The 25,249-nt window shown below is 56.1% G+C and carries 19 protein-coding genes and 1 pseudogene; 8 read left to right on the top strand and 12 right to left on the bottom strand.

Annotated elements, in window-relative coordinates; genetic code table 11:
* Nucleotides 1-180: 180 nt before the first annotated feature.
* From entH to entC, 5 genes are read right to left on the bottom strand one after another with little or no spacing between them, the layout of a single operon-like run.
* Nucleotides 181-594, bottom strand: a complete 414-nt coding sequence (gene entH, locus KI228_RS06695) for a proofreading thioesterase EntH (protein ID WP_043001455.1) — start codon at nucleotides 592-594, stop codon at nucleotides 181-183.
* A 2-nt stretch (nucleotides 595-596) separates the two neighbouring features.
* A complete protein-coding gene (gene entA / locus KI228_RS06690) occupies nucleotides 597-1,352 on the bottom strand; it encodes a 2,3-dihydro-2,3-dihydroxybenzoate dehydrogenase EntA (RefSeq protein WP_044266412.1) in 756 nt (251 codons plus the stop codon).
* The gene (locus KI228_RS06685) at nucleotides 1,352-2,209 is read right to left on the bottom strand and encodes an isochorismatase (RefSeq protein WP_044266415.1); all 858 of its coding nucleotides are present in this window, start codon (nucleotides 2,207-2,209) and stop codon (nucleotides 1,352-1,354) included. The genes entA and KI228_RS06685 overlap by 1 nt, the downstream gene beginning before the upstream one ends.
* A gap of 13 nt (nucleotides 2,210-2,222) precedes the next feature.
* Nucleotides 2,223-3,830 carry a (2,3-dihydroxybenzoyl)adenylate synthase EntE gene (gene entE, locus KI228_RS06680; RefSeq protein ID WP_044266418.1) on the bottom strand — a complete coding sequence of 536 codons (1,608 nt, stop codon included), beginning with the start codon at nucleotides 3,828-3,830 and terminating at the stop codon, nucleotides 2,223-2,225.
* 9 nt (nucleotides 3,831-3,839) lie between these two features.
* Complete coding sequence (gene entC, locus KI228_RS06675) at nucleotides 3,840-5,015, bottom strand: isochorismate synthase EntC (RefSeq protein WP_141227477.1); 1,176 nt, start codon at nucleotides 5,013-5,015, stop codon at nucleotides 3,840-3,842.
* A 184-nt stretch (nucleotides 5,016-5,199) separates the two neighbouring features.
* Here entC and fepB point away from each other — a divergent pair, with 184 nt between their 5' ends.
* Nucleotides 5,200-6,138, top strand: a complete 939-nt coding sequence (fepB, locus tag KI228_RS06670) for a Fe2+-enterobactin ABC transporter substrate-binding protein (RefSeq protein ID WP_061070391.1) — start codon at nucleotides 5,200-5,202, stop codon at nucleotides 6,136-6,138.
* 49 nt (nucleotides 6,139-6,187) lie between these two features.
* Here the strand turns inward: fepB and entS are convergent, their stop codons facing one another.
* Complete coding sequence (gene entS, locus KI228_RS06665) at nucleotides 6,188-7,426, bottom strand: enterobactin transporter EntS (protein ID WP_061070392.1); 1,239 nt, start codon at nucleotides 7,424-7,426, stop codon at nucleotides 6,188-6,190.
* 111 nt (nucleotides 7,427-7,537) lie between these two features.
* On the opposite strand from entS, the gene fepD reads away from it, so the two are divergent.
* From fepD to fepC, 3 genes are read left to right on the top strand one after another with little or no spacing between them, the layout of a single operon-like run.
* On the top strand, nucleotides 7,538-8,542 hold the full coding sequence (gene fepD / locus KI228_RS06660) for a Fe(3+)-siderophore ABC transporter permease (protein WP_044256630.1): 1,005 nt from the start codon (nucleotides 7,538-7,540) through the stop codon (nucleotides 8,540-8,542).
* Nucleotides 8,539-9,531, top strand: coding sequence for an iron-enterobactin ABC transporter permease (fepG, locus tag KI228_RS06655; RefSeq protein ID WP_044266425.1), 993 nt, complete (start codon nucleotides 8,539-8,541; stop codon nucleotides 9,529-9,531). Before fepD ends, fepG begins: the two co-directional genes overlap by 4 nt.
* Complete coding sequence (gene fepC, locus KI228_RS06650; protein WP_043001464.1) at nucleotides 9,528-10,322, top strand: iron-enterobactin ABC transporter ATP-binding protein; 795 nt, start codon at nucleotides 9,528-9,530, stop codon at nucleotides 10,320-10,322. Before fepG ends, fepC begins: the two co-directional genes overlap by 4 nt.
* 37 nt (nucleotides 10,323-10,359) lie before the next feature.
* Here the strand turns inward: fepC and wzz(fepE) are convergent, their stop codons facing one another.
* The 4 genes and pseudogenes from wzz(fepE) to fes form a co-directional block, all read right to left on the bottom strand.
* A complete protein-coding gene (gene wzz(fepE), locus KI228_RS06645) occupies nucleotides 10,360-11,493 on the bottom strand; it encodes an LPS O-antigen length regulator Wzz(fepE) (RefSeq protein ID WP_044256634.1) in 1,134 nt (377 codons plus the stop codon).
* Between the two features lie 211 nt (nucleotides 11,494-11,704).
* Nucleotides 11,705-15,601 carry an enterobactin non-ribosomal peptide synthetase EntF gene (gene entF / locus KI228_RS06640; protein ID WP_044266426.1) on the bottom strand — a complete coding sequence of 1,299 codons (3,897 nt, stop codon included), beginning with the start codon at nucleotides 15,599-15,601 and terminating at the stop codon, nucleotides 11,705-11,707.
* The gene (locus KI228_RS06635; RefSeq protein ID WP_043001467.1) at nucleotides 15,598-15,816 is read right to left on the bottom strand and encodes an MbtH family protein; all 219 of its coding nucleotides are present in this window, start codon (nucleotides 15,814-15,816) and stop codon (nucleotides 15,598-15,600) included. Before KI228_RS06635 ends, entF begins: the two co-directional genes overlap by 4 nt.
* 30 nt (nucleotides 15,817-15,846) lie before the next feature.
* A pseudogene (gene fes / locus KI228_RS06630) lies at nucleotides 15,847-17,058 on the bottom strand (enterochelin esterase); the annotation flags it as partial.
* A 234-nt stretch (nucleotides 17,059-17,292) separates the two neighbouring features.
* On the opposite strand from fes, the gene KI228_RS06625 reads away from it, so the two are divergent.
* Both KI228_RS06625 and entD read left to right on the top strand, forming a co-directional pair.
* Complete coding sequence (locus tag KI228_RS06625) at nucleotides 17,293-19,566, top strand: TonB-dependent siderophore receptor (protein ID WP_061070393.1); 2,274 nt, start codon at nucleotides 17,293-17,295, stop codon at nucleotides 19,564-19,566.
* 51 nt (nucleotides 19,567-19,617) lie between these two features.
* The gene (entD, locus tag KI228_RS06620) at nucleotides 19,618-20,241 is read left to right on the top strand and encodes an enterobactin synthase subunit EntD (RefSeq protein WP_044266430.1); all 624 of its coding nucleotides are present in this window, start codon (nucleotides 19,618-19,620) and stop codon (nucleotides 20,239-20,241) included.
* A 3-nt stretch (nucleotides 20,242-20,244) separates the two neighbouring features.
* Here the strand turns inward: entD and KI228_RS06615 are convergent, their stop codons facing one another.
* Nucleotides 20,245-21,180, bottom strand: a complete 936-nt coding sequence (locus KI228_RS06615; protein ID WP_044266432.1) for a transketolase family protein — start codon at nucleotides 21,178-21,180, stop codon at nucleotides 20,245-20,247.
* Entirely contained in the window at nucleotides 21,173-22,003 is an 831-nt protein-coding gene (locus KI228_RS06610) for a transketolase (protein WP_043001471.1), read from the bottom strand. The genes KI228_RS06615 and KI228_RS06610 overlap by 8 nt, the downstream gene beginning before the upstream one ends.
* A 361-nt stretch (nucleotides 22,004-22,364) precedes the next feature.
* On the opposite strand from KI228_RS06610, the gene KI228_RS06605 reads away from it, so the two are divergent.
* Both KI228_RS06605 and KI228_RS06600 read left to right on the top strand, forming a co-directional pair.
* The gene (locus KI228_RS06605; protein WP_043001472.1) at nucleotides 22,365-23,315 is read left to right on the top strand and encodes a sugar-binding transcriptional regulator; all 951 of its coding nucleotides are present in this window, start codon (nucleotides 22,365-22,367) and stop codon (nucleotides 23,313-23,315) included.
* A gap of 350 nt (nucleotides 23,316-23,665) precedes the next feature.
* On the top strand, nucleotides 23,666-25,186 hold the full coding sequence (locus tag KI228_RS06600; RefSeq protein WP_044266434.1) for an FGGY family carbohydrate kinase: 1,521 nt from the start codon (nucleotides 23,666-23,668) through the stop codon (nucleotides 25,184-25,186).
* Nucleotides 25,187-25,249 lie beyond the last annotated feature (63 nt).

The following is a 25,249-nucleotide window of genomic DNA, read 5'->3' as shown; positions in this document are numbered from 1 at the left end:
TTATCCGTTTGCGTGTTCCAGAGAAGAGAGATGTTACATTTTGTTTCTATAACATCTTTTCTGGTTTTAACAACCTGACAACCCAATAAACCTGAAGTATCACCGACTATTTACATTGCATTGTTAACTGGATCACTCCATTCACCCGTTAACGCTGCAATCACATAACATTAAGCGTGCTCAGCCCAACACTGCGGTTCCCAGTCGGCAAGTACAGCAACGCCGCCCTTGCTCATCAAACACCACGATTTCCCAGCTCTGGCTTTGACGCCCCAGATGCAGCGGCTGGCAGACACCGCGCACCTTACCCTGCGAAACCGCCCGGTGATGAGTGGCATTCAGTTCTGTCCCAACCACGCATTGCCCGTCGCGGGTCATCAGATAACCCGCCATTGAGCCTAACGTTTCGGCCAGCGCCGCTGAGGCTCCGCCATGCAGTAAACCAAAGGGCTGGTGTGTGCGGGTATCCACCGGCATTTCGGCTTCCAGCACGTCGTCACCAAGTCGGGTATAGATAATACCCAGATGCGCCACCATCGTGTTCTGACTGGTGGCGTTCAGTTCATCAAGCGTGAAATGACGTTTCCAGATCATCGTTACGCTCCCAGCGTAGAGCCGCCGTCCACCACGATGTCCTGCAACGTAATGTGGCTGGCCAGATCGGAGGCAAGGAACAGAATGGTGTTAGCGATCTCCTGCGGTCGGGCAATTTTGCCTAAAGGAATACCGAGCTTAAACTGCTCACCAAAGCCGCGAATGCGCTGCTGTTCCGCATCATCACTGACCCACAGCGTGCGCTGCATGTCAGTATCCGTTGATCCTGGCGACACCAGATTACAGCGCACTCCGCTGCCCGCCAGTTCCAGCCCGACGGTTAGCGCCAGACTTTTCAGCGCCGCCTTCGACGCCCCATAGGCGCTCATGCCTATACGTGGCGTATGCGCGGCGTCTGAAGCCACGGTCACTATCGCCCCACCCCGCTGATGGCGAAACTGCGCCATCGTCTGCTGGAACAGGTTAAAAGCACCACCAACGTTAACTGCAAACGTCTGCTGCCAGTCGTGCGGACTCAGCGCGTCGGTCGCGCCCATGCGTAAAATCCCGGCAGCATTCACCAGCACGTCCAGCCGGTCGGTTTGCACCAGCAGGCGCTGACAGACCTCAGCTACCTGTCCGGCATCCGCCACATCCATCACCTCGGTAACAAACGGGTAATTCTGCAAAGTGAACTCACGATCGAAGCCCGTGACCTGTGCTCCGGCCTCAACAAACGCCAGCGCCGTGGCATAACCAATGCCTTTACCTGCGCCGGTGACCCACACCGTTTTGCCGTAATAATCGAATCCAGCCATCAGCGCACCTCGCGAGAGAGTAGCGCCCACCAGGCATCAATGGTCGGGTTTTTCGCCAGCATCACGAAGTCGATATCACCATGCACTTTCCGCCAGCGTGCTGCCAGCGCCATCATCCGTACCGAATCGAGACCGTAATCGATCAGGTTCTCGTCATCCATCGGTTCATCGGACTCATCGAGCAGCGGTAAAATCAGCGCGCGCAGTTCATCTTTGCTGGTTGGTACCGGCGCGGGCAACAACTCCTGAGTCATTACGACCCGACCTGAACGTCCCGCAACATACTTCAGCGACATCAGGTGTTCTTCACGGCTAAAGTCGGCCAGCGCGTCCGCTACCATGAACGGCTTGATATCGCGCATAAAAGCGTCCGTCGCGGTGGTCATGCAACCAATGTGTGCATATACCCCGGTGATAATCAGCTGATCGCGACCGGTTTCTTTCAGCATCAGTTCCAGCGGGGAACGGTGAAACGCGCTGTAACGCCATTTCACCAGTACATTATCGGCTTCATCCGGTGCCAGCGCGGCAACCACTTTTTGCTGCTCTGGTGAGCGTGTCAGTCCGGGCCCCCACATGTCGTTAAGCAGGGCACGATCTTCATCGCTCTGATCTTTCGGCTGTGCGGTGTAATAAACCGGAATATTATGGGCTTTACAGTAGTTGCGCAGCGCGGCGATATTGGCGATCACCTGTTCCATCATCGGACAGTTTTCACCCCAGAAGCTGACGAAGTAGTCCTGCATATCGTGGATCAGCAGCGCTGCACGGTCCGGCTCGAACGTCCAGTTGACCTTATTGACCGGAATATCGAGCGCGGTTGGCAGCGCGTAAGCCTGCAGTTTAGGAATTGCCATTGCGTGTTCTCCTTCAGGCCGAACGTGTTGCCAGCCACTGACGTAATTGTTTTTTATCGACTTTACCCACCGGGGTCAAAGGCAGCGACTCAACGGTTTCCACCCGGTCCGGTAACTTGAATTCAGCGACGCCCTGCTCACGCAGAAAGCGGCGCACCTGTACCGCGCGCAGCGGTTCTTTCACCACCAGATACGCGCAGCTTTTCTCCCCCAGCAGCTCGTCTTCCATACTGACCAGCGCCGCATGGATCACCGCCTGATGACGCAGTAACAGGTTTTCGATCTCTTCCGCGGCAATCTTCTCGCCGCCACGGTTGATCTGATCTTTCTCTCGTCCCTGAACGGTGATGTAGCCATCCTCGTCGATGGCGATCAGATCGCCTGAGCAGTAAAAACCGTTGTCGTCAAATGCGCTGGCGTTATGCTGCGGGCTTTTGTAATAACCGCGGAAGGTATAGGGACCACGCGTCATTAGCCGTCCCGTTTCCCCTTGTGGCAGCGGGTTGCCGTCGGCATCTGCCACCCACACTTCATCATCCGGACACATCGGACGCCCCTGGGTATTGATTACCCGCTCCGGGCTGTCGTCAAGACGGGTATAGTTCACTAAACCTTCCGCCATGCCGAAAACCTGCTGCAACTGGCAGCCGATTTCGGCTGGGATCCGCGCCGCCAGGGATGCAGAGAGGCGCGCACCACCAACCTGCAACAGCTTCAGCGAAGCCAGCTGCGCATTGCTGCCCCATTCATTAATCGCCTGTAACCACAGGCTGACCGCTGGCGGCACCAGCGCCGTCGCGTTGATCTGATGTTTTTCAATCAGCGGGAAGCACAGCGTGGCGCTCGGGTCCGCGGCCAGTACGACCGTTCCCCCCGCCAGAAATACGCCCAGCGATCCGGGTGAACTCATGGCGTAGTTATGCGCAGCAGGGATGGCGCATAAAAAACGCGTATCGGCGGTGAAGTGACAGATTTCATTACTACGACGCACGCTGTAGTAATAGTCGTTGTGGGTTCGCGGGATCAGCTTCGGCGTCCCGGTCGTGCCGCCAGAGAGCTGGAAGTACGCCACCTCATCCGCAGGCGATGGCGTAGCAGTAAACGCGTCTGCCGGCTGGTTTATCGCCGCTTGCAGGCAGTGCTCGCCACTGTCATTGAGCAGATGCACCACGCGAATAGAATTATGCTGAGCAATAAACGTATTCAGAAAATCATTGTCGGCAAACAGCGCGTGCTGACGATCGGCAATCAGCAGCGCGGGCTCGATCTGCGTCGTATACGCGGTAAGTTCAGTGCGTTGATGACTGAACAGCGCAAGCACGGGCGCGACGCCAAGCTTCAGCAGCGCAAAGAACGTGATATACAACTCCGCCACGTTGCCCAGTTGTACCAGCGCGGTTTCGCCGGATTTGATCCCCTGACGGCGCAGCGTACAGGCGAGGTTATCCACCGCCTGGTTCAGTTCACGATAGCTCAACTGGCGCTCACCCTCGATGACCGCCGTATGGTCGCTTTCTGCATGGCGGGTCAAAATATCCGTCAGCGGCAGATCCTGCCAGTAGCCTTTTTCGCGGTACCGACGGGCAAATTCGTCAGGCCACCGGGTGAAAGGAATGCTCATCATCGCTCCTTAATGCAATCCAAAAACGTTCAACATGGTGGAAAGTTTGACGCCGGTTTCACGCCATTCCCCCACCGGTGAAGAGGCCGGGACGATCCCTGCGCCTGCAAACAGACGCACCTGGTTTTTCCGTAATGTCGCGCAGCGGATGGTCACTACCCACTCTCCGTTGCCTTCGGCGTCACACCAGCCGACGATGCCACCAAACAGTTCGCGATCAAACGGCTCCAGTTCGGCAATCAGTTGTTTTGCCACCTGATGCGGGAAACCGCTCAACGCAGGCGTCGGGTGCAGCAGACAAGCCAGCGTCAGGGCGTTTTCTCCGGCATTGGCTGTGCCTTCAAACGGCGTGCCGAGGTGCCAGAGCGTGGGCGTGGTGATGAGCTGCGGTGAAGACGGTAGTTGTAGATCCTGACAGCGATCGCGCAGTACGGTTTTCATCGCCTGCGTAACCAGCTCATGTTCATGGCGATCTTTTTCAGAGGCCAGCAGGCGGTTTCCGGCTTCCCGATCCAGTACGTCATCAGGCTGACGGCGCGCGGAGCCCGCCAGCGGCAGCGAGCTGAAGCGCTCGCCTTCTTTACGCAGCAACAATTCCGGGCTCGCGCCGAGCAAAATGCCGCCATCGCGCAGTGGGACATGGAAGTTGTAACTAACCGGGTTTTGCGCCACCAGACGTTCCAGCAGCGCACCGCTGTTGATCTCAGCGTCGGTGGTGATGTCAATCAGTCGTGACAGCACCACTTTGTCGACTTCAGGCGTCGCTGTCAGCGCAGCGGCGCGCGCGACCATCGCTTCGAACGTCTCCTGCTCGGGAATCGCGTTACGCGCCGTGACGTTGAGTGTTTGATGATCGGTAAAGTAACGTGATGATCGCTGCTTTTCCTGACGAGAAAAGGTCTGCCAGCTCTGAGGAATAAACAGCGACGATGGCTGGCGAGTATCGAACGGAATCGCCCCCACCATAACCGGGTTTGCGATACCCTGCGCTTTGGCATCGGTGAACAGTGTGTGTAATTTTTGTTGGAAGGGGCTGTCTGGCGAATCACCGTTAATGGCGGGTTCATCGAAGCGGGCGAAGCATCCTGACGTCGTGAAACTCCGATACGGCGACATAAAGAAAAAACGCTGGGGTGCAAGTATTGCCATGGTCTGCTGAACTTCCTCGGCCAAAGACGTATCCATATCATCCTCCAAAAATGATAAAGGTTTTAATAATGATTATCATTTATATTTTCGGGCGCTAACCTAAAAGCAAACAGGCGACATGTCAACTCTTGAGGTAGCACAAAGTGCGACTAACGCTTGCATCCCTTACGCTTAATAATGAAAATGAGAAGCATTAATAACTCAGCACAGGAACTGATTTGTGAGACTGCCTTCCCTGCTCGTTACGCTCTTCGTTTTCGGATTCTCCTCAGCTCATGCGGCGGACTGGCCGCGTCAGGTGACCGACATTCGCGGCAACCATACGCTGGAACGCAAACCTGAACGCATCGTCTCTACCAGCGTCACGCTGACCGGTTCATTACTGGCGATTGATGCACCGGTGGTTGCCAGCGGGGCGACAACCCCCAATAACCGCGTGGCTGACGATCAGGGTTTCTTACGTCAGTGGGGCGACGTGGCAAAAGCACGCAAGTTGACGCGCCTGTATATTGGTGAACCGAACGCCGAAGCGGTGGCAGCACAAATGCCCGATCTCATTCTGATTAGCGCGACCGGCGGCGACTCCGCCCTGGCGCTGTACGATCAGCTCTCGCCTATTGCCCCGACGCTTATCATCAATTACGACGATAAAAGCTGGCAGTCGCTGCTGACGCAGTTGGGCGAGATTACCGGCCAGGAGAAACAGGCCTCCGCACGTATTGCCGAATTTGATAAGCAGCTAACCATCGTTAAGCAGCAGTTGACGTTGCCGCCACAACCGGTGAGCGCGCTGGTCTACACCGCCGCCGCCCACAGAGCCAATCTGTGGACGCCAGAGTCTGCGCAGGGAAAAATGCTGGAGCAACTCGGCTTTACGCTGGCAACGTTGCCTGGCGGGCTGCAGCCCAGCCAAAGCCAGGGGAAACGTCACGATATCATTCAGCTTGGCGGTGAAAATCTGGCGGCCGGACTGAACGGCGAGGCGCTGTTCCTGTTTGCCGGTGACGAGAAAGATGAGCAGGCGATCTACGCCAACCCACTGCTGGCGCACCTGCCTGCAGTACAGAACAAGCGCGTCTACGCCCTGGGCACCGAGTCTTTCCGTCTGGATTATTACAGCGCGATGCAGGTGTTAAACCGTCTCGCCACACTGTTTTAATTGTCATTGCCGGATGGCGGCGATAACGCGTTATCCGGCCAGTCTCACACTAAGCGGGTTCCGGCGGCGTCTGCCGGAATCGACGTAATTCACTGAGTAACAGCAGCAGTAGTAGTCCCACAACCACCAGACCAAAGCCGCTAACGCTCGCCGAAGCCACCGGTGTCATGATCGCTCCCAGACCGCCTAATAACGCCGCACCAATGGCGTCCCCGGTGACGTTTTGCGCCGTCCACAACCCGTTGATGCGCCCTAACATATTTTCCGGCGTCTGCGTTTGCAGCATCGTGTACTGTAACAGCGAACTGATGGCGCTCAGCCAACCAAACAGTGCGAGACACACCACGCCTAACGCCCAGACGGGCATCAGGGCAAACAGGCCAATCGCCAGAAACGACCCGATGGTCGTGGCCAGCATAATTAACCCCGGACGCAGGCTGTGCGCCAGTTTCCCGCTGGTGAGCGCACCAACCGCCGCCCCAAGCGGGATGGCGGCGTACAACATGCCAATCTGTGCCGCTGACATCTGCCAGCTAATCGCCAGTGCCGGATAGAGCACGCGCACAGCGCTTGCCATCGTCATCAGGCCGCCGAGCAGCGCAATACCGCCGACAAGCGGACTGGCAAGCAGGAAGCGAAACGCCGCGAGTAGCGAATTCAGCGGATGTTCACGCGGCTGTGGCGGTGGCGGCAGTGCCGGAAGACTTAACAGCGGCAGTAAGGTGATAAAGGTACCTGCCGCCGCCAGACCGTAGTTCCAGGCCACACCGCCGGTGGCGAGCAACAGCCCACCCAGCATGGGCGAAATCACCGAGCCCAGACGCACGGTCAGCATGGTAATCGCCCCTGCCTGCATCAGGTTTTCACGCCCCACCAGCGCAGGCGTCGCCGCCAGCAATGCCGTCACGCCCAGCGAGGCAAAAAAGCCGTCCCACAGACCCAACAAATAAATGGCAATCAACGAAGGCTCCGGCAGCATGGCGTTCAGGCACAGACCGATGAAGCCAATACCGCAGGTACCGCGCGCCAGCAGGATCACTTTTTTACGTTCATAGCGATCGGCGAGGACGCCACCGACCATCAGCCCGACAAACATCGCGCTGCCGGTCAGCGTTACCGAAAGCCCCACCTGCCAGGTGGAATGCGTCATCATCTGGATCTGTACGGGTACCGCGACGCCGAGCAGTCCGAGCGAAACAATAGAGATAAAACGGGCCAGGAAGACCGCGCGAAATGCCGGGTGTGTCTTCAGCAAACTGAGGTTCAGCAGCCAGGATTGTCGATTCATTACAACGCCTTAATGCGATCTTTTTTTCATTATCCATTCAATGGCTGCACATGCTAACATAATCAAATAAGATCGATAACGATAATTACTATCATTATCAGGGAAGTTGATATGTCATGTTCTGTTTCCGTGACGCGTGCCCTTGCCGTGCCCGGATTGTTGTTATTACTGGTTATTGCCACGGCATTAAGTCTGACCATCGGTGCAAAATCCTTACCCGTCTCCGTGGTGATGGAAGCGCTCACCGGCACCTGTCAAAGTGCCGATTGCACTATCGTGCTGGACGCCCGCCTGCCGCGAACGCTCGCAGGATTGCTGGCCGGAGGCGCGCTGGGACTCGCCGGGGCGTTAATGCAAACGCTCACCCGCAATCCGCTGGCCGATCCTGGGCTGCTTGGCGTCAATGCCGGAGCCAGTTTTGCCATCGTGCTGGGGGCAGCGCTGTTCGGCTTTTCCACACCGCAGGAACAACTGGTGATGGCCTTTATCGGCGCGCTGGTGGCGTCACTGATTGTGGCGTTTACGGGCAGTCAGGGTGGCGGTCAGTTGAGCCCGGTACGTCTGACGCTGGCGGGCGTCGCGCTCGCCGCGGTTCTGGAAGGTCTCACCAGCGGTATTTCCCTGCTGAATCCTGACGTCTACGATCAGCTTCGTTACTGGCAGGCCGGTTCACTGGATATCCGCAATCTGCAAACCCTCAAGGTGGTTATTCTGCCGGTGCTGATAGCCGGTACCACTGCGCTGATGCTCAGTCGGGCATTGAACAGCCTGAGTCTGGGAAGTGATACCGCCACCGCGCTTGGTAGCAAAGTCGCGCGTACGCAACTGATTGGTCTGTTAGCCATCACCGTCCTGTGCGGGAGCGCCACGGCGATTGTTGGACCGATTGCATTTATCGGCCTGATGATGCCGCATATGTCGCGCTGGCTGGTTGGTGCCGACCACCGTTGGTCGCTCCCGGTGACGCTTATCGCCACGCCTGTTCTGTTGCTTTTTGCCGATATCATTGGCCGCCTGATTGTTCCCGGCGAGCTGCGCGTGTCAGTCGTGAGCGCCTTTATTGGCGCTCCGGTGCTGATCTTTCTGGTTCGTCGTCGTCCGCGAGGTGCCGCATGATGTACGTATCGCGTCGTCTGCTGATCGCGTGCCTGCTGCTGACGGTTGGCTGCCTGAGCTTCGCACTCTGGGGTCTACGCAGTGGCGCAGTGACACTGGAAACCTCGCAAATTATTGCTGCTTTTACCGGCGATGCGCCGCGCAGCCTGACGATGATAGTGACCGAGTGGCGCTTGCCACGCGTGTTGATGGCGCTACTGATTGGCGCGGCACTCGGCGTCAGTGGAGCAATTTTTCAGTCCCTGATGCGTAACCCGCTCGGCAGCCCTGACGTGATGGGCTTTAACACCGGCGCCTGGAGCGGCGTACTGATCGCGATGGTGCTGTTTGGCCAGCATCTGACGGCTATCGCACTGGCGGCAATGGCTGGCGGGATCCTGACGTCACTGGTGGTCTGGCTGCTGGCCTGGCGCAACGGTATTGAAACCTTCCGCCTGATCATTATCGGCATCGGCATTCGTGCCATGCTGTTTGCGTTTAACACCTGGCTGTTGTTGAAGGCTTCGCTGGACACGGCACTGGCTGCCGGATTGTGGAATGCCGGATCGCTTAACGGTTTGACCTGGGCGAAAACCTGGCCCTCCGCGCCGATCATTATGCTCATGCTGGCAGGCGCCGCACTGCTGGTACGGCGCATGCGTCTGCTGGAAATGGGGGATGACAGCGCCTGCGCGTTGGGAGTCAGCGTAGAGCGCTCGCGGCTCGCCATGATGCTGGTCGCCGTGGTGTTAACCGCAGCCGCCACTGCGCTGGCCGGGCCGATTTCCTTTATTGCGCTGGTTGCCCCACATATCGCCCGTCGCCTGAGCGGCACCGCGCGTTGGGGATTAACCCAGGCCGCGCTCTGCGGCGCACTGTTACTGCTGGCAGCCGATTTGTGCGCACAGCAACTGTTTATGCCTTATCAGCTTCCGGTGGGTGTCGTCACCGTGAGTATCGGCGGTATTTACCTTATCGCCTTGTTAATTCAGGAGTCCCGCAAAAAATGACCGAATCAGTAGCCCGTTTGCGTGGCGACCAGTTAACGCTGGGTTATGGAAAGTTCACCGTTGCCGAAGACCTCAACGTCACTATTCCCGATGGTCATTTCACGGCCATAATCGGACCCAATGGCTGCGGGAAATCGACGCTGTTGCGGACTCTCAGTCGGCTGATGACCCCGGCAAACGGTCACGTCTGGCTGGACGGCGAGCCGATTCAGCGCTATCCCAGCAAAGAGGTCGCTCGCCGCATCGGATTGCTGGCGCAAAATGCCACGACGCCGGGCGATATCACCGTGCAGGAACTGGTGGCGCGTGGGCGCTATCCGCATCAGCCGCTGTTTACCCGTTGGCGCAAAGAAGATGAAGATGCCGTGACGCAGGCCATGCGCGCCACTGGTATTACGCATCTGGCCGGGCAAAGTGTGGATACGCTATCCGGTGGTCAGCGTCAGCGCGCGTGGATAGCGATGGTTCTGGCGCAGGAAACGTCAATCATGCTGCTCGATGAACCGACTACCTGGCTGGATATCAGTCATCAGATTGATTTGCTGGAATTACTGAGCGAACTGAATCGCGAGAAAGGCTACACCCTCGCCGCCGTGCTGCATGACCTCAACCAGGCCTGTCGCTATGCCACTCATTTGATCGCGCTGCGTGAAGGAAAAATTGTCGCAGAGGGCGCGCCGAAGGAAATTGTCACCGCAGAATTAATTGAGAAAATCTATGGGCTGCGTTGCATGATTATCGACGACCCGGTTGCGGGCACACCGTTGGTGGTGCCACTGGGCCGCCGTTAACCGCTGGCCGGAAGGCGCAGAACCTTCCGGTCGGCAATCAGACCAGACGTTCGTTGATCGTGGCGTCATCCCGTTTACGCGATACCATTGCATGCTGGAGAAGTACGCCACCGCAGGCCACAATCCCTCCCAACAGTGCCGCCAGCACGACCACGATCATTCTACCCGGCCCCTGTTTTTTCACCGGTAATGAAGGCTTAAGCTGATATTTGAACGGCGAAAATTTCACGTCCTGAACATTGACGGACTCCAGTTGTTCAACATAATACTGCCGGTTTTTTAGCTCCGCATTCAGTTCAGCCACATCCGTGACTGATTTTTCAATCTCCAGCTTTCGCTGGATCCCATCAGCGCCCAGAGAAATAGAAAAATCAGGATCGTCTTTCACCGCCTGGCCATTACTGTAAACCGGCTTTTTAATTCCGGCGGCATTTGCAATCTCCAGAGAATAATTGAGTCGTTGAATATTGGTATCCAGCTGATTTTTAAGTTTGACGCGCTCCAGAGCCAGACGCTCTTTCTCAAAGCGGGTTTTAACCTCCAGCTGATTGCGAATATTTTCCAGCGAGTCCTGCACGACTATCTCAGAAATAAACTGGATATAGCCCGCCAGTACCTGTTGCGCCTCTTCTTTGGCTGGAGCCGTAAAACTCAGCACCCATGACGTGTACAGTGCTGTTTCATTTTTCTTTCCGACATTGCTGTCTACCGCGCTCATCTTTTCGCTCAGCGCGACAATGGCCCGATGCAGATCCAGTTCATCGATTTTCGCCCCTTTTAACTGCTCCATCACATACGGTGACGAGCGTAAATATTGCTCCAGCAGTGAAGTAGACTGAAATTTCTTGATGAAGAGATTGAAGGTACTGTTACGATCCACACTGACATCGACATCCAGAACCCGTAATCCCGTCAGCGTTCTTTGCAGATCCTGCCACTGAATTGACTCAGCTGGCGTCACCACCGCTTCGCTGGTCCAGCGTTGTGGCAAAAAGAAAGTGACAAACAACCCCACGCACGCAAAGGCGAGCGTGCACACGATAATGCGTTTTTTAGCCTGCCATAAAATATCAATCAGATTTACTAAATCGATTTCATTATGCTGAGTGTGAGGCAACGGAAAATCAGTAAGTTCCGTATTTTTACCCTGCTGAATATTAAGTGACGGCATACTAAATGTCCCGCTACATGTTCCATGACTATATTCCCTATTAACAGCGTAACAAACACTCTGACCATTCCGAAATGTTAATTCAATAATGAGGCTAATTTCGGAATTTAACCTCTGGAGATAATATTCCGAATGCAATAAACTAATATTATAAATAACCCCCGTGTCCATGAACCGTCGTCACGGGGGAAATAGTTAATCAAAACATTAATCAGCGATGTGCATATTTATTACAGCATGCGGCAATGATCGGACCAATATTTTCAAAGGCTGACGGAGAGATAATCTCCACATGCGCGCAGTCCTGGCGATACACATCCAGTTCCGCGATCCACGGCGCCCAACTACGCTCCGGACTTACGCCTTCCGGCAGGGTGCGCTCAGCAACAAACAACGTCGCGCGCCCATCAAAGGGAACGCTGTGCGCGCTGGTCAGTAAGCGAACCGCATCAGCGTAGTTCCCTTCAATAGTGCTAAACAATTCGCCAGAGGCGTTCCCCTGCTGCGCGGCCAGAAATGCTTCCCGCTCGCGATCAATCTCCGCCAGCACTTCCGGATCGAGTCCATTGGCCTCTTTCTCTGACCAGTTTTGCGTTTCCGGCGGCCAGGTATCCAGCAGGCCGAGGAAGGCGACGGTTTCCCCCCGCATCCGCAGACGTGCGGCAATGCCGTGTGCCAGCGTGCCACCGAGAGAATAGCCCAACAGGTAATACGGGCCATGCGGTTGTTGTTCAAGGAGCGTCGCCAGATGGTGTTCGCAGACCGCGTCCAGATCGGTTGCCGTCTGCATCGGCCCTTGCGGACGCGGCGACTGAATACCGGTAATGGCCCATTGCGGACTGAGATAGCGCGACAGTACGCTAAACTGCCAGGCAAACCCTGATGCCGGATGGAAACAAAATAGCGTTGGGCCGTCGCTTTTGCGTAACGGTAGCAGCGTTTCAAACCCCAGACGCTGTGCCTCTGCGTCATCGTCTGTATCCAGCAGCGCCGCCAGTTGCGCGACCGTCGAGGCCACCATGACCTGCCCCGGCGTCACCTGACGGGAGAAAGTCCGACTCAATTGCGCCGCCAGCTTCATGGCCAGTAGCGAATGGCCGCCCAGCGCAAAGAAATCGGCCTCAACGTCATTGACGTCACAGTCCAGCAGCTCACTGAATGCCTTCGCCACCGTTGTTTCACTGCCTGGCTGCGGGGCTCTTCCTTTGGTTCGTGACGTTAATTCCGGCATCGGTAGCGCTTTACGATCCAGCTTACCGTTGGCGCTGAGCGGCAGTTGCGCCAGCTGCAACAGCACCACTGGCACCATATGCGGCGGGAGTTTTTCCCGCAGCTGTGCCTGGAGCGAGGGGATATCAAGCGGAAGCCCTGACTGCGAGACCAGATACCCCACCAACTGGCGGGCATCGCCCCCTGTTGCCGCCGCCTGATTAAAGACGCAGGCGTGAACCACCGCCTGTTCAACATCAGGCAATGCCTGCATCACACGATCGATCTCGCCCAGTTCGATACGCTGACCGCGGATCTTGAGCTGATCGTCACTGCGTCCCAGATACTCAACAGCACCATTATCCAGCCAGCGCGCAACGTCTCCGGTACGGTACATCCGCTCTCCCGGCGCAAATGGATCGGCGATAAAGCGACTTGCCGTGAGGTCCGGTCGGCCAAGATAGCCCTGCGCGAGCTGGATGCCGGTCAGATAGAGATCGCCCGCCACGCCAACAGGAACCGGATGCATCATCGCGTCGAGGATACGCAACCCGGTATTCCATACCGGGAAACCAATCGGTACGCTGCTACCAGTAACATTTGCCAGTTCATCCCCCCAGGCCGGATACCAGCTGACATCAACTGCTGCCTCCGTTGGACCATACAAATTATGTAACGGCGCATGCGTCAGCCGTGCCCATTCGCGGCATAAATCAGCAGGTAAGGCTTCTCCGCTGCAAAAGACATGCTGTAACGTTGCGCAACTTTCACCGGCGCTCTCAGGCGTCAGCGACGCGACGAATGCCGCCAGCATCGACGGCACAAAATGGGTCGTCGTCACCCCGTAATGGGCAAAGAAACGCTGCATGGCCAGCGGATCGCGATGCGCTTCCGGTTCCGCCATCACCAGCTTCGCCCCGGCGATAAACGGCCAGAAGAATTCCCACACCGAGACGTCAAAGCTGCACGGCGTTTTTTGCGCCACCACATCCTTCGCCGTCAGTCCATACTGGTTTTGCATCCACAGCAGACGGTTAACAATGGCGGTTTGCCCGACCATCACTCCTTTCGGTCTGCCCGTTGAACCAGAAGTAAAGATGATGTACGCCGTATGCTGCGGTTGCGATAACCCCAGCGGCGCGCTATCGCCTGCCGACAGCGGTTCGCTATAGCAGAGGCTTTCCAGCCCCGGAATATCGCTAAAGCGTGGTAACTGTTCCACTGTGGTGATCAGCAGTTTCGGCTGCGCGTCTTCCAGCATCATTCGCAGACGATCGTCCGGATAACCGGTGTCTAATGGCAGCCATGCCGCACCAGCTTCAACAATTCCGTGCAGCGCCAGCGTCAGAAATACAGAGCGCGGTAAGGCCACCGCGACGCTGTCGCCCGGCTGCACGCCGTGTTCACGCAGCACACCGGCGAGCGCCACCACCTGCTCGCGCATTTCGCGGTAGCTGAAATCATAGCGGGCATCCGCCAGCGCGGGCGCGTCCGGCGTTCTGCTCGCCTGTTCCGCCACCAGCGCACTGAGCGTCGTGGACGGGACCTCAACCGCCGTGGCGTTGATCTGCGCCATCTGCTGATATTCAGCTGGAAGCAGCAGATCGGCATCACCACAGCACAGGGCTGGGTTGGCGGCAAATTGTTCGATCAGCGCCATCAGACGCAGCGCATGCTGTTTGAGCATTGCTTCATCATAACGTTGTTGGTTGGCGAGAAGCTCAATGCTCAGCCCGCCGCCTTCATCCGGGAACAGTGCCAGTTCAAGATCGTTAACCGGTCCCGTCGCCAGCGTATGAGTTTGCGCCGTGACGCCCGGGATCTCCAGTTGATAATCGAAAACTTTGACGTTAAGCACCGGGCCAAACAGCGGCTCTTCTCCGGCCGCCCGGCCACTGTCACGGACGATTTGCTCCGCATCATAGCGCTGATGACGGCGCATTTTCTTAAGCTGAGCGGACAGTCGTTTTGCCAGTTCTGGCAGTTTTTCTGCTGCATCAATACGCACGCCCAGCGGTAACACGTTGAGCACGGGGCCGGTGGCGGTCAGCGCCGCCGATCCCATGCGACGCATAAAGATAAAGCCTGCCGCGTATTCCATCCGGCTGCACAGCCGTCCCAGCCAGAGCGCTACCAGCGCCAGCGCCAGATCGGTTCGCTGCACGTCTGGCAGTTGCGCCGCCAGGTGGCGAAACGCGCCTTCCGGAGCGTTAAACTTCATGCGGTAAATGTCAGACGTCGCCGCCCGTCCCGGCAACGGTGCGGGTGAAAGCGACGCTGGCGGCGGAAGCTGTTTACGTTGCTCGGCCCAGAACGCACCGTCCCGTTGCCAGGCCTCACTCTGACGATACTGCTGATACTCTTCCACCACCCCGGCAAACGGCGTGAAGGGTGAGTCAGGTGTCGCGTCACCCCGAAGCCATGCGCTGTAAATCGCAGCTATCTGGCGGGTAATTGCCGGGAAACTGAAACCATCGACCAGTAAATGATGATAGCGCTGATACCAGTACCACTGGTCGTCACCAACCTGGATCAACTGATGATGCACCAGCGGCTTGCCGCCATCGACGCGCAGATTTTGCTGCAGATCGGCCTGCATCAGCGCCAGCGCGGCGTCATGCGGGTTCGCCGCGGTGCGGAGATCGCAAATCTGCGGTTCAGCAAACGTAAAGGCGTCATCAACCCATTGCCAGACGTCGCCGTTATCCTCAGTAAAACGCATCCGCAAGGTATCGGCCTGCTGTAGACCGGTGACGACTGCACGCGCCAGTCGTTGCGCATCCAGTTCACCGGTTAACGCCACATAATGTGCGACGCTCCAGGCGGAAGGTAATGTGGAGAGTTTTTCGGCCATCCAGATGCCGGGCTGTGCGGCGACAAGCGGTAAACGACGGCTCATTGCGCCTCCTGCGAAACGGCATAATAACCGGGAATTAACGTGGTCCAGTGACGCGCCAGCCACTGCTGGCAGGCTTCCTGAGACTGCGGTTCGCATACCACCTGCCAGCCAGCAGGTAATGCGCAATGCTGCGGCCAGAGGCTAAACTGCTGCTGCGAATTTTGCAGAATGTAGAACTGTCCCTGCGGATTATCGAAGGGATTACTGAATTCCATACTCAACTCCTGTCGTGGAAAATCGCTCGCTCAGAGCAGCGGCGTCCAGAGGTCGATCAACCCCTGCGTCAGTCCGCCACGCCAGCAAAGCGCATCATGTCCGCCGTCAACCTGACGCCAGAAAACCGACTGCTGTGTCGTCTGTAGTTGTGTGTAGAGCGCCTGATTCGCGCGCAAGATAACCGGCTCGCGGACTCCCGCCTCGAGAACAATCCGTAGTCCCTTCGCGGACAGCGTGCCGGCGCGGAGTTGCTCAATAATCAGCCCGTTCTGTTGACCGCCACGATGGGGCCACCAGTAAGAACCGGACTGGCTGAGCACGCAGCCAAAACGTTCCGGCCAGTGCAACCCGGCAAACAGCGATGACAACCCGCCAAAACTTTGCCCTGCAACGATCGTGCGCTCAGGACGATCGCTGAAGGGTGCGGCGCGCCGGACCTGCGGTAATAACTCGTGTTGAACCGCCAGCCAGAAATCCGCGTTGCAGGGAAGTTCACGGCTGCGATGTGTGGTATCGATGGCATCAATAAGCAGATACACCGCCGGTGGAAGTTGCCCCCGCTGAGTGAGTGAAGTGAGCGCAGGCCAGACGGGCATGCTCTGCGCCCAGAATTGCCCGTCGAGAAGAACCGCCAGGGGACGTTCATCCGGCTGCGCATCACCGGTCGTAAAGACCCATACCCGACGCGTATTACCCAGACGCGCGCTATTCCATTGCAGCACCACCGGCGACGACACTGGCGTTTGTGGGGAGTCCCAGCCCGGTTGCGCAGGGGCGTGCGGCATCTCAAGCGCAGATACGGCGTGCCCTCGTCCCCCTTTCCAGCTCAACGGATTAAGTGGATCGGCAATCGCCTGTGGCAACAGCTGCCGCCAGCCTTCGCGCAACGCCGCGCGATCCAACACGCCATCAGTCTTCAACGAGGCAAATGACTCCTCCTGCGTTGAGGGAATAAAGCAGTAGCTGCCGCGCCAGTTAGCGCTTAACACGGTCTGCCACTGCCAGACATCCGTTCCGGCAATACGCTGCATCGTCTGAGGAAAGACATTCTGGTGATGATCGGTAACGCCCGTGATGTATACCCAGACTCGCTGAATGGCTGAGTGAAATTCACTCCCCTGCGGATCGCGCCACCAGAAGGTCACCCGGTAATTTCCGTCTGCTTCACGCGTCCATTGCGGACCGTTTTTTGACTGCCACCAGGCCTCGCTGCCTACCGTTAACGCCGTCACCGTCATAACCTCATGTTTATTGCGATTTTTTTCATTGTTTTATGAAATATATTGATAATATTATTGATAACTATTTGCATTTGCAATAGCGTATTGACGCGCCGTGGGAAGCGCGAACAGTTTTTAACCAACCGCGCTGCGGGCTTTTCTGGAACGGAGGGTTTTCGCAGAGGCGGGCGACATCGGGCCGGATACCGATCTCAGGTGTCTGGTACACGTGGCTAAAGAAAAGCAGGAAAGACAATGAACAAGAAGATTCATTCCCTGGCCTTATTGGTCAACTTAGGGATTTACGGGGTAGCGCTGCCCACAATGGCAGAAGAAACCGCTGATAGCACCGCCGTCTCTCATGAAGATACTATTGTGGTTACCGCCGCCCAGCAGAACTTGCAGGCGCCTGGCGTGTCGACTATCACCGCAGATGAAATTCGCAAAAACCCTCCCGCTCGCGACGTCTCTGAAATCATTCGTACCATGCCAGGCGTTAACCTGACCGGTAACTCGACCAGCGGCCAGCGCGGCAATAACCGTCAGATTGATATTCGTGGGATGGGACCAGAAAACACCCTGATCCTGATTGACGGTAAACCGGTGACCAGCCGTAACTCCGTGCGCCTCGGCTGGCGCGGTGAGCGCGATACCCGTGGCGATACGTCCTGGGTGCCGCCGGAGATGATCGAACGCATTGAAGTCCTGCGCGGGCCTGCGGCTGCACGTTACGGTAATGGTGCCGCCGGCGGCGTAGTAAATATCATCACCAAAAAAGGCAGCAACGAGTGGCACGGCTCCTGGAATACTTATTTCAACGCACCGGAACACAAAGAGGAAGGCGCAACCAAACGCACTAACTTTACCCTCAACGGTCCGCTGGGCGGGGATTTCAGCTTCCGCCTGTTCGGTAACCTGGATAAAACGCAGGCCGATGCGCGCAACATCAACCAGGGCCATCAGTCTGAACGTACCGGTACTTATGCCGACACGCTGCCAGCCGGTCGTGAAGGCGTTATCAACAAGGACGTTAACGGTGTGGTGCGTTGGGACTTCGCGCCGATGCAGTCTATTGAACTGGAAGCCGGCTATAGCCGTCAGGGTAACCTGTATGCCGGGGACACGCAGAACACCAATACCAACCAGTTGGTGAAAGATAACTACGGCAAAGAGACTAACCGTCTCTACCGTCAGAACTACTCGCTGACCTGGAACGGCGGTTGGGATAACGGTGTCACCACCACCAACTGGGTGCAATACGAACATACGCGTAACTCCCGTACGCCGGAAGGTCTGGCGGGCGGTACGGAAGGGATCTTCGATCCGAAAGCGTCACAGAAATATGTTGATGCCGACCTGAACGACGTCACGTTGCACAGTGAAATCAGCATGCCGTTCGATTTGCTGGTTAACCAGAACCTGACGCTGGGCACTGAATGGACCCAGCAGCGCATGAAGGATATGCTCTCCAACTCGCAAACCTTTATGGGCGGTGATATTCCAGGCTCCAGCAGCACCGACCGCAGCCCTTATTCAAAAGCGGAAATTTTCTCGCTGTTCGCTGAGAACAACATGGAGCTGACTGACAGCACCATGCTAACGCCGGGCCTGCGTTTCGATCACCACAGCATCGTGGGCGACAACTGGAGCCCATCGCTGAACCTGTCACAGGGTCTGGGCGATGACTTCACCCTGAAGATGGGCATTGCGCGGGCGTATAAAGCGCCAAGCCTGTATCAGACCAACCCGAACTACATTTTGTACAGTAAAGGCCAGGGCTGCTATGCCACGGGTGCCGCGACCGGTATCGGCTGTTACATGATGGGTAACGACGATCTGAAAGCAGAAACCAGCATCAACAAAGAGATTGGCCTTGAGTTCAAACATGATGGCTGGCTGGCAGGGGTGACCTGGTTCCGCAACGATTATCGCAACAAGATCGAAGCCGGTACGGTACCGATGAGCCGTACGTCTATCACCAACAAAGGCAAAACCACCTACACCGATATCTATCAGTGGGAGAACGTACCTAAAGCGGTCGTGGAAGGGCTGGAAGGGACGCTGAACGTACCGGTTAGCAACACCGTTAACTGGACCAACAACATCACTTACATGCTGCAGAGTAAAAACAAAGAGACAGGTGAACGCCTGTCGATAATTCCGGAGTACACGCTGAACTCAACGCTGAGCTGGCAGGTACATCAGGATGTTTCTCTGCAATCCACCTTTACCTGGTACGGCAAACAGGAGCCGAAGAAATACGATTACCAGGGTAAACCGGTCACCGGTTCAGATAAACAGTCTGTCAGCCCCTACAGCATTGTGGGTCTGAGCGCGACCTGGGACGTGACCAAAAATGTCAGCCTGACCGGCGGCGTGGATAACGTCTTCGACAAACGTCTGTGGCGTGAAGGGAACGCGCAAACGGTGAGTGATACGAAAACGGGCGCCTACATGGCAGGCGCTGGCGCGCACACCTATAACGAACCGGGTCGTACGTGGTACATGAGCGTTAACACCCACTTCTGATGCCCACTCCCCTCCTCCGTGCGGAGGAGGGGTTTCGGTTTTAATGACACGATGCAGACAACGCACTCCTCTCTCATTCTGGCTCACCACACCTTGCATGGTGTGGCGTTTGAACCAGACACCTTCCACGAACACGATCTGCTGTGGCTGCCTCATCATGCGCAACTGGCACGTGCCGGACGTAAACGTAAAGCCGAACACCTGGCCGGTCGTATTGCCGCCGTTCAGGCGCTACGTGAGTGGGGTCATAAAAACGTGCCGGGAATGGGTGAACAACGACAACCGTTATGGCCGGAAGGTCTGTCTGGCAGCATCAGCCACTGCGCCACTACCGCGCTGGCGGTGGTTTCCCACCAGCCAGTGGGAGTTGATATAGAAGCGATATTCACAGCGCAAACGGCGGCTGAGCTGGCAGGTAGTATCGTCACAGAAGCAGAAAAAGTTCGGCTGGCAGGGAGCGGATTACCCTTTGAACAGGCGCTCACGCTGGCATTTTCCGCCAAAGAGAGCGCCTTTAAGGCAACCCCAAAACGCTCGCAGGCAGGCTGCGGATTCATGCATTATCACATTCTCGACGTTCAGCATGACCAGATGAGGTTACAGGCCATCGACCAGATCTGGCATGTGCAGTGGCTCGTAAAAAATAGCCATGTCATTACCGTGGCAACGGGTTAACCCTCACAGCATTTCCCGTGCCTGGGCCGCAATCGACTGGGCATCGAAACCGTGGTGCTGGCGCATCCAGTTGCGATCTGCTGCCGCAGCGTATTCACCATCCGGGATCCCTAAGCGCTTCAGAACCGCCCCTGTGCCGCCTTCCGCCAGGACTTCCGCCACCAGGCTTCCCAGTCCACCGTTGATATTATGTTCTTCAACGGTAATCACCGCTTTACAGTCTTTCACTGCTGCTAACAAAGCTTTGGTATCGCACGGACGAATGGACGGTACACTCACCACCGTCGCCTGAATACCGGAGTCGGCTAACAGCGCGGCGGCATCGACAATTTCGTGGACCGTAGAGCCCATCGCCACCAACGCCAACGCGTCGCCTTCACGTAACGTCACCACGGCACCCGGCACAAACTGATAGCTCTCGTCATGCAGTTCCGGGAGCACCTTTCCGTCCATGCGAATATACACCGGCCCCTGATAGCCAATAGCATAGTCGATAATCTGCCGACATTCTCGTGGTGAAGAGGGGGCGAAAATCTGAATATTGCCAAATCCACGCATAATAGCGATGTCGTCGATCGCGTGGTGCGTACTCGCCAGCGGACCATAGCTGGCCCCCGCGTTCAGACCAAACAGCTTCACGTTGGTATTGTTGTAGCAAACGTCAACTTTGATTTGCTCATTAGCGCGAGAAATCAGGAAAGGTGCCGCGTTACAGGTGACCGCAACCTTGCCGCCGAGCGCAAGCCCTGCCGCTGTCCCGACCATACTTTGTTCGGCAATCCCCACGTTGACCAGTCTGTCCGGGAACTGCTTAATGAAGGGGCCAATTTTCGCGGTGGAGGTTGAGTCAGCCACAACCGGCACCAGATCAACACCCTTTTCCACCGCATCGATAAACGCCTGAACCATGACGTTCGCGAGATGTTCTGCATTACTCATCTTTCAACTCCTCCAGCGCCAGTTCAATCTCTTCGCCTTTCGGCACCCGGTGGTGCCACTCTGGACGCCCCTGGATAAACGAAATACCCGCGCCTTTTATGGTATTGGCAATCACCACATTAGGTTTCCCTTCCTGTTTCAGTCCTTCCAGCGTACTGACGACCGACGCCATATCATTTCCCTGACATTCGGTTACCTGCATACCGAAGGCACGCCATTTATCCGCGAGCGGATCGGTATTCATGATTTCACGCGTGGGTCCGGCCAACTGGAGATTATTCTTGTCATTAATGATCACCAGGTTATCGAGTCCATAATGCGCAGCCGCGAGCGCAGCCTCCCAGTTGCTGCCTTCCGCCAGTTCACCATCGCCGGTAATTAAAAAGATACGGCGTGCACTGTTGCTTTTCTTCGCGGCCAGCGCCAGTCCCACCGCAACAGGCAAACCGTGGCCCAGCGCGCCGGTGTTCAGTTCAATACCCGGCGTTTTCTGCCGTACCGGGTGGCCCGGAAGATGAGAGTTGGCGTGCTGGTAGGTGCTCAGCCAGTCAACAGGGAAAAAACCGGCCTCAGCCAGAACACAGTAGTAGCAACCTACCGCATGACCTTTGGACTGGATGTAAATGTCCCGTTCCGCATCGTCGATTCGATCCGGCGCGACATTCAAAATTCGGAAATAGAGCGCGGTGAGCAATTCAACCTGGGAGAGGTCCGCACCGGTATGCCCTCCTGCAGGGCTGTAGGCGTTTAATTTGACGATGTGACGGCGCACCGCTCGCGCAGTGCGCTCAAGAGTCTGGATATCATAGTGCCAGGGATTCATTTAACACCTCTGAATTTATTTTCAATATGGAATATTTATTCCACCAGGGACTAAAAAAACCAGAAATCCCTTTGCTTCGCATCACACGGCTTACGCCACGGCATCTTACTCAGGAACATTCTGCCTCCTCACCGCGACCACATTGACGTCGGGAACAATCAGTTGACCTGAAATCACCATGAATATATATTCACAAATGATTCTTTATTCAATTATGCAACCACATTCTCGCATTTGTCCATCCCTGTTTTTGAGGATTGACTAAAGTTAGAGCTTTATCACACTTACCTGCCTTTTGTTTTCGCGTATGATAAAAGTCTCTAAGATAATGGCTGTACGTAAATGATTTTCGGGGAAATATATGGCTAAGCAGGACGAACAACGGCTATTGGTTAAAATCGCCACCCTTTACTATCTTGAAGGACGCAAACAGTCCGATATTGCTCAACTTCTCTCGCTTTCTCAGTCGTTTATCTCCCGAGCCATCACCCGCTGTCAGAAAGAAGGGGTGGTAAAAATCAGCGTCGTACAGCCCTCAAATATCTTTCTGAACCTTGAGAAAGGGATCGAAGATCGTTACGGACTCAAACAGGCAATCGTGGTGGATACCGAAGACGATGCTACGGACCATAGCATCAAACGCGCCATTGGTTCCGCCGCCGCCCACTATCTTGAAACCCGCCTGCGGCCCAAAGATCTGGTGGGCGTCTCCTCATGGAGTTCAACCATCCGGGCGATGGTTGACGAAGTGCATACCCAGAATCTGAAAGCGGGTGGCGTGATCCAACTCCTCGGTGGCGTCGGGCCAAACGGCAATGTGCAGGCGACTATTTTAACCCAGACGCTGGCACAACATCTTAACTGCGAGGCCTGGCTGCTCCCTTCACAAAGTATTGAGGGATCGGTTGAGGAGAAAAATAGGCTGATCGCCAGCAAGGATGTCGCCGAGGTGATCTCGCGTTTCGATAATGTCGATATCGCCATTGTGGGGGTGGGAATTCTGGAACCATCCCAGTTGCTTAAGACGTCGGGTAACTACTACCACGAAGATATGCTCCAGGTATTGGCCGATCGCGGTGCCGTGGGAGATATCTGCCTGCACTACTACGACAAAAACGGTGAGCCGGTCTTACAGGATGATGAAGATCCGGTCATTGGCATGGCGCTCGAGAAAGTCAAAAAATGCCCCAACGTCGTGGCACTGGCGGGGGGAACGGACAAAGTTGCCGCCATCAAAGGGGCGCTTAACGGCGGTTATATCGACGTGTTGATCACGGATTATCCTACCGCGCGCATGCTAGTCACAGCCTGAACTCTCTTCCTCTTCGGTCTTTGCGTAAAACGGACTCAACGCAAAGACCGTGTAAAAATCCCTATATTTCAATAAACTGAAAGGATTCACCTCTGCGTTAATTTCGTACAAACCTGATATTCTTCCCGTTGTGTAAGTGTGATTCCCAGCACAATTGATGATTTTTTCTATAGCCCAACTGAAAGATTCTGGCTAAGGTATTAAATAAATAGTCAGCATCGAATATATATTCAAGACATTAAAAATACACGATGTCACAAACAAGCCTGATTAAGTAAAGACGCGACAGCAAGGGAGTCCCTCTTCCCTTCAACGCCGGGACGCAATGTGACTCAGGAGATAATCAATCTATGTGTGCAGCAACGAAAGAGTTCATCATTGCGCTGGATGAAGGGACTACCAACGCGAAAGCCATAGCACTGGACGCACAGGGTCAGGTGGTCGCCAAATTTTCTCAACCGCTGACCATTCAGACGCCGCGTGAAGGTTGGGTTGAGCAATCCGGCGAGGTATTGATTGATGCATCACTCGATGTGATTGCGAAAGCGATCAATCATGTTGGCGCCGATAACGTCGCGGCTCTGGCAATCAGTAATCAGCGTGAAACCGCCATTGGCTGGTATCGCCAGACGGGCAAACCGCTGAATTCCGCCATCACCTGGCAGTGCACGCGCAGTGCGGCGTACTGTGAAGAACTACGCCACGCCGACAAAGAACACCTGATTAAAACAACGACTGGCCTGCCGATTGCACCGCTTTTTTCCGCCTCTAAAATGCGCTGGCTGCTGGAGTCGGTAGCCGATGGCTCACGGCTCGCGGCCCAGGGAAAAATCTGTCTGGGGACCATCGACAGTTGGCTGCTGTGGAATTTAACCGGCGGCGAGGCTTTCTGCTGCGACTACTCTAACGCGGCCCGCACCCAGTTGCTCAATCTGCACACCGGGCAGTGGGATGACACCATGCTGGAACTGTTCCACATCCCCCGCGCCGCCTTACCGGAAATTAAACCCTCCAGTGGATTATTTGGCTATACCCGCGGCCTGAACGGTATTGCGGATGGTATCCCGGTGATGTCGATGGTTGGTGACTCGCACGCCGCGCTGTTTGGCCACGCCCTCGGCGAGATGGGGTGTGTCAAAGCCACTTACGGCACCGGGTCCTCCGTGATGGCACCGGTGACCTCAGCCCAGTGCGATAGTGGCGCGCTGGCGACCACCATTGCCTGGCACGATGGTGAGAAGATTATTTACGGCCTGGAAGGCAACATTCCACACACGGGCGATGCGGTGGCGTGGATGGCTGATAGTACCGGGCTGAGCGAACTGTCTGACGCCGAACTGGCTCATGAACTGAATACGCTTCCCGCTTCCGTTGAGTCCACCCTGGGCGTGTACTTCGTCCCGGCATTAACCGGGCTCGGCGCCCCCTGGTGGGATGACAGCGCGCGCGGCGTGATCTGCGGGCTGAGTCGCGGCGTTAAGCGTGCCCATCTGATCCGCGCCGCCCTGGAGTCGATTACCTATCAAATCGCCGATGTCGTGGTCGCCATGCAACAGCATGAGGACTTTAGCGTGTCGGCACTGATGGTCGACGGCGGCCCGACAAAGAATGACTGGTTAATGCAATACCAGGCAGACCTGCTGGGCTGTCCGGTGATGCGCAGCGATGTGCCTGAGTTGTCGGCTATTGGCGCCGCGTTACTGGCACGCAAAGCGCTCCATCCCGGCTCGCTCACTGATTTAAAAGCCTTTTTAACCGTACACAGCGCATTTCAGCCCGACATGGCTCGCCATCATCGCCTGCAAAAAAGATGGCAGGAGTGGCGCAATGCGGTGAACAGAACACGATGGAAACCGGCCCCGTCCGCCTGACGCCTCACCAGGGAAGATGCGTGACACCCCTATTCATTAACAGAAGGAGAACCCCGGACCATT

The organism is Citrobacter amalonaticus, from assembly GCF_018323885.1.
Lineage (GTDB): Bacteria > Pseudomonadota > Gammaproteobacteria > Enterobacterales > Enterobacteriaceae > Citrobacter_A > Citrobacter_A amalonaticus.
The sequence above is the reverse complement of the archived record's forward strand: the minus strand, read 5'-3'. Positions and strand labels throughout refer to the sequence as shown.

Bases quoted from the DNA above. Each gene is read 5' to 3' on its own strand.
- KI228_RS06615 (WP_044266432.1), bottom strand. From the start codon at position 21,180: ATGAGTAATGCAGAACATCTCGCGAACGTCATGGTTCAGGCGTTTATC.
- fepD (WP_044256630.1), top strand. From the start codon at position 7,538: ATGTCATGTTCTGTTTCCGTGACGCGTGCCCTTGCCGTGCCCGGATTG.
- KI228_RS06610 (WP_043001471.1), bottom strand. From the start codon at position 22,003: ATGAATCCCTGGCACTATGATATCCAGACTCTTGAGCGCACTGCGCGA.
- KI228_RS06600 (WP_044266434.1), top strand. From the start codon at position 23,666: ATGTGTGCAGCAACGAAAGAGTTCATCATTGCGCTGGATGAAGGGACT.
- fepC (WP_043001464.1), top strand. From the start codon at position 9,528: ATGACCGAATCAGTAGCCCGTTTGCGTGGCGACCAGTTAACGCTGGGT.
- entH (WP_043001455.1), bottom strand. From the start codon at position 594: ATGATCTGGAAACGTCATTTCACGCTTGATGAACTGAACGCCACCAGT.
- entC (WP_141227477.1), bottom strand. From the start codon at position 5,015: ATGGATACGTCTTTGGCCGAGGAAGTTCAGCAGACCATGGCAATACTT.
- KI228_RS06625 (WP_061070393.1), top strand. From the start codon at position 17,293: ATGAACAAGAAGATTCATTCCCTGGCCTTATTGGTCAACTTAGGGATT.
- fepG (WP_044266425.1), top strand. From the start codon at position 8,539: ATGATGTACGTATCGCGTCGTCTGCTGATCGCGTGCCTGCTGCTGACG.
- entS (WP_061070392.1), bottom strand. From the start codon at position 7,426: ATGAATCGACAATCCTGGCTGCTGAACCTCAGTTTGCTGAAGACACAC.
- entD (WP_044266430.1), top strand. From the start codon at position 19,618: ATGCAGACAACGCACTCCTCTCTCATTCTGGCTCACCACACCTTGCAT.
- entE (WP_044266418.1), bottom strand. From the start codon at position 3,830: ATGAGCATTCCTTTCACCCGGTGGCCTGACGAATTTGCCCGTCGGTAC.
- KI228_RS06685 (WP_044266415.1), bottom strand. From the start codon at position 2,209: ATGGCAATTCCTAAACTGCAGGCTTACGCGCTGCCAACCGCGCTCGAT.
- entF (WP_044266426.1), bottom strand. From the start codon at position 15,601: ATGAGCCGTCGTTTACCGCTTGTCGCCGCACAGCCCGGCATCTGGATG.
- KI228_RS06605 (WP_043001472.1), top strand. From the start codon at position 22,365: ATGGCTAAGCAGGACGAACAACGGCTATTGGTTAAAATCGCCACCCTT.
- KI228_RS06635 (WP_043001467.1), bottom strand. From the start codon at position 15,816: ATGGAATTCAGTAATCCCTTCGATAATCCGCAGGGACAGTTCTACATT.
- entA (WP_044266412.1), bottom strand. From the start codon at position 1,352: ATGGCTGGATTCGATTATTACGGCAAAACGGTGTGGGTCACCGGCGCA.